Genomic DNA, 5,818 nt, shown 5'->3' on the forward strand with positions numbered 1-5,818 from the left:
GCAAGACTGCCTTGATGAACTCCCACTCCAGATCGCTCATGTCCGAACGCGCCATTTTCACACCCCAGCATGTTGTTTTGCTGGAAATGAAGCACAAGCCAATACGAATGATAAGGAATTTATAGGTGTGCTGCCTAGACCCGATTATCGTCCGCCAGCAGGATGAAAAGGGTAACGCTGCTGACAGGGCCTCTTCGGTCTATGTGGCAGATGCAGAACTGGAACGCGCCCGTTTGGGTGACGTCAAGGACCTGTTCGCGGGGATCGCCAGCGTCTCGGTTGGCGGTGGCATACCCATTGCGCAGAAGATTTTCGTAAATGGTGTGGACATGCTCAACCTCGCCATCCAAGTCGACGGCGTGTCGCAAAATAACCGCATTTTCCACCATTTGAGCGCCAATGCCTTTGATCCAGGCCTAATGAAATCTGTCCGGGTCGATCCAGGCGTTGCTCCGGCAGACGCGGGGCCACGTGCGTTGGCAGGCCGCGTCGTCATGGAGACGGTGGATGCCGAAGATATTTTGAAGGACGGTCAGAATCTTGGCGGCATCGCACGCTTGGGCTATTCTTCCAACGGCGAGACTGCTCAGGGATCGCTGACGCTGACAGGCCGGTCTGGCGGTTTTGAGGTGTTGGGTTATGCGAAACGGGCGACGGGCGAAAACTATAGCGACGGTGACGGCAATGAAATGACGGGCACCGCCGCCAATATGAGCGTTGGGCTGCTGAAATTTGCCTATGAATCCGACGAAGGTCACCGGGTGGAACTGTCCGGCCAGCAGATCCAGGACAATGAGATTCGCAATTTCCAGCCGAATTTCGGCGCCAGTAGCCGCGGCATCTATGCCTATGACACGACCCGCAAAATTTACTCCTTGCGTTATGAGAATGTGAACAATACCGGCCTTTGGGACCCGTCTGCGACCCTTGGATATTCTGCGACTGACGTAGACCGTCCCACTGACCCTTGGGCGGGTTCAACATTTTCCACATCGTCTACATACTCGCTTGTTCTGCAGAACGAATTCCATCTGTCGGTTGACAACAGTATCACTGCCGGGATCGACTTTCAGAACCGCAAGACCGAGGTCTCAGGCTCGTGGGTGGTGCCGGGTACAGCGTCTGAAAAGTCCGACAACATCGGTATCTTTACTCAGGCACGCCTTGAACCCACAGACAGGCTGAGCATCTCCGGCGGTCTGCGCTATGATTGGCAGGACTTCACCGGATACCGGTGGCTCAGCACTGAACAAATCCAGCAGTCTTCGCACAGCGGTGCAAGTGGCAACCTATCTCTGGTTTATGACATTACAGATGAATTCTCGGTACGGGCTGGGTACTCGAATGTTTTCGGTGGTGTAGATCTGGGCGACAGTTTTGAGTTCTGGAACACCCGTGATTATTCTAGTCTGCGCCCATCACGGGCAAAGAACATCATTCTCGGTGCCGATTGGACCCCAGGGGCTTGGGCTCTCAGTGCCGAGGTGTTCCAAACCAAATTTGACGACGCCCGTGACGATGTGAGCGGACGAGTGACACTAGTTGATTTCGAAAGCAAAGGTGCCAATCTGGGAGCTACCTATGGCTGGGGTGGAGGGTTTGCCCGTCTGACTTATTCCTACAGTAAAGCTAAGGTGAACGGGCAGGCCTCAAGCAACTACGACCTCCGCGATTTCGGCGCCCCCTTGGGCCATGTTCTGGCGCTGGAAGTGCAGCAGGAGCTGCCGTATTACGATATGCTGATTGGCGGTAGTCTCGAGGCGGCGGCCTCTTATGATCCGCAGGGATCATATGCCGGGCAGGCGATTCCGGGTTACGAGGTGGTAAACCTCTTTGCCGAGTATTCGCCGCCAGCGCTGAAAGGTGCCACCATTCGTGGCAGCATCAACAACCTGTTTGATGAAACCTATGCGGACCGTGCGACCTATGGCGGCGAGTTCACCGGATTTGCCACCATGAATGAGCCCGGCCGCTCGTTCGTGATCGAAGCGGTGATGAAGTTCTGATGTAAGACCGCTTGCTGCCCTGAACCTTGTGTCAGGGCAGCAGCTTGATCAGAAGGCGCGACAAGGCGTAGGCGTCTTCGGTACTCATGAGCGGCGCGATTTCAGCCTGCATTGCCTCAACATAGGCCGGCCATACACGCAAATGTACTCCGGTCCCTTTCTCCGTCAGGAATAGGATCTGCTTGCGGCGGCCATCAGCGATAAACTCACGCCGCAGATAGCCTTCCTTTTCAAGCCGCGAGACGTGACGGGAGAGCGCATATTGCGGGACGAACAACTTTTTTTCCAGTTCCGCCATTGGCTGTCCGTCCGTGCCGGCAAGCTCAACCTCGAGCAGGATTTCGTACCAGATCGGGTCATTGAGACCAGAAGTTTTCAAGGCCTTCGCAATGCAGGGATGGAATTTCCGATGGGCGCGCATCACGTTGAACCAGACGCGGTTGTAGGCCACCCGTTCGTCGTAGTCGCCAAAAAACTCAGCGTTGCTGGAGGAAGATTCTTTGGCTGTCATGGGCAGAACCTGTGTCGCTGAAGCAGGGCGTTTTGCCCTCTTTGGATCATAATACAGAAATTGGGAACTTTGCAGAAATTCTCTTATCACAAACTGTTACGTGAACAATAAAAAGCCATGGGAGAGTCAGAATGCAAGCAAAAGCAAAGTTTTATTCCGCCGGGGCACAGGGGTATTTCGCGAAGATGGTGCGCCATTTCTCACATAAAATTCCGGTGACTGAAGGTGACGGCTGTGTCCGGCTAGAGTTCAGCTGCGGGCTGGCGGAGTTGCGGGTATCGGAAGAGATATTGCGGATGCTCATAACAGCAGGCACGCCGGAACAACTGGTGGAAACTTGCGATGTGATAGAGCGCCATTTGCTGCGGTTTGCGTTTCGCGAGGCCCCTATGCCGTTGGAGTGGCAGTCATTACCAAAACACGACTGACGTCCGCGCAGGTCCTTCACCGGGAGGAGCTACTGAAGCCCAGAGAGTGCCCGGCCAATGCAGGCTCCGTAGAGCACTGCGGCCGCTAGCGAGTGCATTTTGAGCGTCCTGCTGCTAAATGGCTGCCCGAAGAGATTTAGAGCTCCCTGGCGTGGTTTGACAGCGGTTAAGATCTAGACGGATACAAGGGCAAGCTGACAGGTTCAAAATGGGCTAAGCGCCCAGCATTCTGATCAGCCCGGTAAATGTTTCAACCGCCTGTGCGGAAGCTATTGCGGAAGGTGTAATCGAAGCAAAAGCGATTGAGCGCGCAAAACCCAGCGAGCGCAAACTGGTGACCAGTGCGGGGGCCAACATCAAGTCCGCAATGATCCGATCACGCGGGCACAGCCTCGCAACTGTCGTCAGATATTTCGGATAGCGCCAATAGATCAGCCCAAACCGCGTCATTACCCGGACCGAACAGTTCAATATGGCGGAGCGCGCGCAGACCATACACCGCAGGGTCGAACGTAACAAAATCTGCGCCATAGTCGCGCAAACTCTCGGCGTAGCGACGAACCCCATCTGGCGGAACCACCACATCGTCCTTAGCCACACAGATCCGAAGCTGGGGCAGGGCGCGTTTGTAATTCGGGTGGGGCAGGGCGGTGCCAATATCGCTGGCATAGAAATCACGACTGGTGCACCAACGGCGCCATTGCCAATAGACCCCGGCAGGAAGGGTCGCACCAAACCCAAGCGCTTTTCCCGGCAGATATCCCATCAGTGTCGTTGCCAGCGGACCGATCAGAAACCAAAAGGCAATGACCAAGGGGCGATAGCTCCACGGATGGTCCCAGTGATGGGCAAACCCGCTGCCAATTGTGGTAATGCGGCTCACACGCGGATCATAGTCTTGGAATGGAACACCAAGCCCGCCCAGTGAATGTCCCAGAACCCAGATCGGTCCGGTAGGTGTCAATTCGGTAAGAGCGCGTAAAGCTGCGCTTTGATCCTCCAGCATCCAATCCGCCATTGTCAGCGGGCTGTCTTTTTGGCGCTGCGTGAGGCTTTCGCCAAAGTCACGGTAGTCATAGGTCAGCACATTCAGTCCCTGCTGCGCGGCCCATTGGGCAAAGTGACGATAATACCGCTGGGGAACGCCCGTCGCGCTGTTCAACACCACAGAGGCACGAGGATCTCCGCTGGCCGGGTAAAACCTGCCCAGCATCGTGGATCCACCACAGGGGATGACAACTGTTTCAGCGGTCTGCTCCATTGCCGTTCCTCGCACATCACACATTAGACCATTTGGTCTATAAACGATGTAGACCGTTTGGTCTATCTGGACTAAAGATGACGTCATGTCATCGAGTGAGAACCGCGATAAATTGATCCGCACAGCGTCCCGGCTGTTCCGCAGCAAGGGCTATGCCGGGGTCGGGTTGAAAGAGATCCTAGAGGCTGCGGATTTGCCCAAAGGATCGCTGTATTATCATTTTCCGGGTGGAAAGGTCGAACTGGCCGATGCTGCAACCCGTTGGGCCGGGGATTGGGTCGCAGCGATGCTGGGGCAGTGTTTTGATCAAGCCGCAAGTTTTAAAGAGGGTGGGGTGCGAGCCTGCGAAGCACTTGCAGCGGCGGCCGAGCCCCAAAGCTGTGTGCCCGCCTGCCCGGTGGTGAGCATCCTGCAGGCCACCCCCTCTGAACCTGCGCTGCGCAAAACCGCGCAAGAGATCTATGACATGTGGACCGCCGGTCTGGCACGGCAAGCCGAACGCTTTGGGGTTGATGATCCGCAGCAGGCTGCGCTGTCGCTGCACATGCGGCTGCAAGGGGCATGGATCCTCGCCTATGCCCAACAGTCTGGCGCTGCCTTTCACCACCTGGCTGCTGAACTGCGAAAGGAAACGGTGGGCTGATCTTGTGACGCTTGCTTGCTGGCGCGCCCAAAACAGCATGGCGTCTGGCTGGATATTTCGCAGGGCAGGGCAGGGGATGGGTAGGGGGATTGGCTGAGGGCTGACAAAATGTCAGCTGACAATTTTTGAAACACGCGCGCAAAGCAGTTTGAAGAGCCCAGTTAAGTCCGGACAGTTCAATCAGGCCGGTTCGGTCGGACCCCTGTGATTAAGGGCGAGGCAGAGTGATCAGATCCCTGTCAGCGCCAGATCAAGCGCCTGCATGATATCATTGTCGCGGGACGCAAGGGTCGCAACAGGGGTTTTCAGCAGCGATGTGGGCACCGCCGACAGAAACTGCGTCACCATCACATAGCGTCCGGATTGGATATCAAAGACTGGGTTCAGCCGTTTGGCCGGTGCAGGCGCCGCATCGAGTGGCATCAACGGCACAACAATCCGCGTGTTCAGGCTCTCCAACAGATCGGCCTGAACGTCCAATAGATACGCGGTGCGATCGGAGCTGGTGTAGACGTCAAATCGGGCCATCAGAACGGACGATAGCGATCCAAGGGCAGGCCTTTTTCCTCAAACCACCGGTTTGAAGACTGCAGCGCAGCAGCATTTTCGCGTTTCCAGGCTTCGGCCTTTGCATCTTGCACCGCCTGCCTCAACCCAGCTTCTGCGGCCTGAGACAGGTTAACCCCAAAAGAGCGCGCTTCGGACAAAAGCCCTTGATCCAGCGTCAGGTTTGTCGGTTTCTTGGGTGCGGATTGTGACTGCATGATCCACCTCTTTCATGCGCATCATATATGCGCAGTGCCGCTGGATCAAGCATGCGGGTAGGGGCTGTGTCGCTAACAAGCGATATGTCCGGTGTAGGTAACATGCGATCTGTCCGGTTTTATCATGTCTCCGAAAGGAGGCGTTATGAAGCGGACAGAAGTGTTACAGGAAGTTCGACTTATGAAGTTCGAAGACGTGTATTCG

7 protein-coding genes are annotated in these 5,818 nt (G+C 55.8%); 3 read left to right on the forward strand and 4 right to left on the reverse strand.

Translation table 11 applies throughout. The annotated features are described in order from the left end of the window. The first annotated feature begins 125 nt into the window (after positions 1-125). Positions 126-2,006 (forward strand): TonB-dependent siderophore receptor, encoded by a 1,881-nt coding sequence (locus tag Q0C28_RS16775; RefSeq protein ID WP_293577501.1) that lies wholly within the window; start codon positions 126-128, stop codon positions 2,004-2,006. A 31-nt stretch (positions 2,007-2,037) separates the two neighbouring features. On the opposite strand, the gene Q0C28_RS16780 is transcribed toward Q0C28_RS16775, so the two are convergent. Then, a complete protein-coding gene (locus tag Q0C28_RS16780; protein WP_293577503.1) occupies positions 2,038-2,517 on the reverse strand; it encodes a MarR family winged helix-turn-helix transcriptional regulator in 480 nt (159 codons plus the stop codon). A 131-nt stretch (positions 2,518-2,648) separates the two neighbouring features. On the opposite strand from Q0C28_RS16780, the gene Q0C28_RS16785 reads away from it, so the two are divergent. Then, positions 2,649-2,945, forward strand: a complete 297-nt coding sequence (locus Q0C28_RS16785) for a DUF2218 domain-containing protein (protein ID WP_293577505.1) — start codon at positions 2,649-2,651, stop codon at positions 2,943-2,945. Positions 2,946-3,321: 376 nt separating this feature from the next. Here Q0C28_RS16785 and Q0C28_RS16790 read toward each other — a convergent pair whose 3' ends face one another. Further along, complete coding sequence (locus Q0C28_RS16790) at positions 3,322-4,206, reverse strand: alpha/beta fold hydrolase (RefSeq protein WP_293577507.1); 885 nt, start codon at positions 4,204-4,206, stop codon at positions 3,322-3,324. 85 nt (positions 4,207-4,291) lie between these two features. Here Q0C28_RS16790 and Q0C28_RS16795 point away from each other — a divergent pair, with 85 nt between their 5' ends. Then, positions 4,292-4,849, forward strand: a complete 558-nt coding sequence (locus tag Q0C28_RS16795) for a TetR/AcrR family transcriptional regulator (protein ID WP_293577509.1) — start codon at positions 4,292-4,294, stop codon at positions 4,847-4,849. 228 nt (positions 4,850-5,077) lie between these two features. Here Q0C28_RS16795 and Q0C28_RS16800 read toward each other — a convergent pair whose 3' ends face one another. Next, positions 5,078-5,377 carry a CcdB family protein gene (locus Q0C28_RS16800; protein WP_293577511.1) on the reverse strand — a complete coding sequence of 100 codons (300 nt, stop codon included), beginning with the start codon at positions 5,375-5,377 and terminating at the stop codon, positions 5,078-5,080. Beyond that, the gene (locus Q0C28_RS16805; protein ID WP_293577513.1) at positions 5,377-5,613 is read right to left on the reverse strand and encodes a type II toxin-antitoxin system CcdA family antitoxin; all 237 of its coding nucleotides are present in this window, start codon (positions 5,611-5,613) and stop codon (positions 5,377-5,379) included. Before Q0C28_RS16805 ends, Q0C28_RS16800 begins: the two co-directional genes overlap by 1 nt. Positions 5,614-5,818 lie beyond the last annotated feature (205 nt).

It is taken from the genome of Phaeobacter sp., from assembly GCF_022825805.1.
Lineage (GTDB): Bacteria > Pseudomonadota > Alphaproteobacteria > Rhodobacterales > Rhodobacteraceae > Phaeobacter.

Bases quoted from the DNA above. Each gene is read 5' to 3' on its own strand.
- Q0C28_RS16805 (WP_293577513.1), bottom strand. From the start codon at position 5,613: ATGCAGTCACAATCCGCACCCAAGAAACCGACAAACCTGACGCTGGAT.
- Q0C28_RS16785 (WP_293577505.1), top strand. From the start codon at position 2,649: ATGCAAGCAAAAGCAAAGTTTTATTCCGCCGGGGCACAGGGGTATTTC.
- Q0C28_RS16780 (WP_293577503.1), bottom strand. From the start codon at position 2,517: ATGACAGCCAAAGAATCTTCCTCCAGCAACGCTGAGTTTTTTGGCGAC.
- Q0C28_RS16795 (WP_293577509.1), top strand. From the start codon at position 4,292: ATGTCATCGAGTGAGAACCGCGATAAATTGATCCGCACAGCGTCCCGG.
- Q0C28_RS16800 (WP_293577511.1), bottom strand. From the start codon at position 5,377: ATGGCCCGATTTGACGTCTACACCAGCTCCGATCGCACCGCGTATCTA.
- Q0C28_RS16790 (WP_293577507.1), bottom strand. From the start codon at position 4,206: ATGGAGCAGACCGCTGAAACAGTTGTCATCCCCTGTGGTGGATCCACG.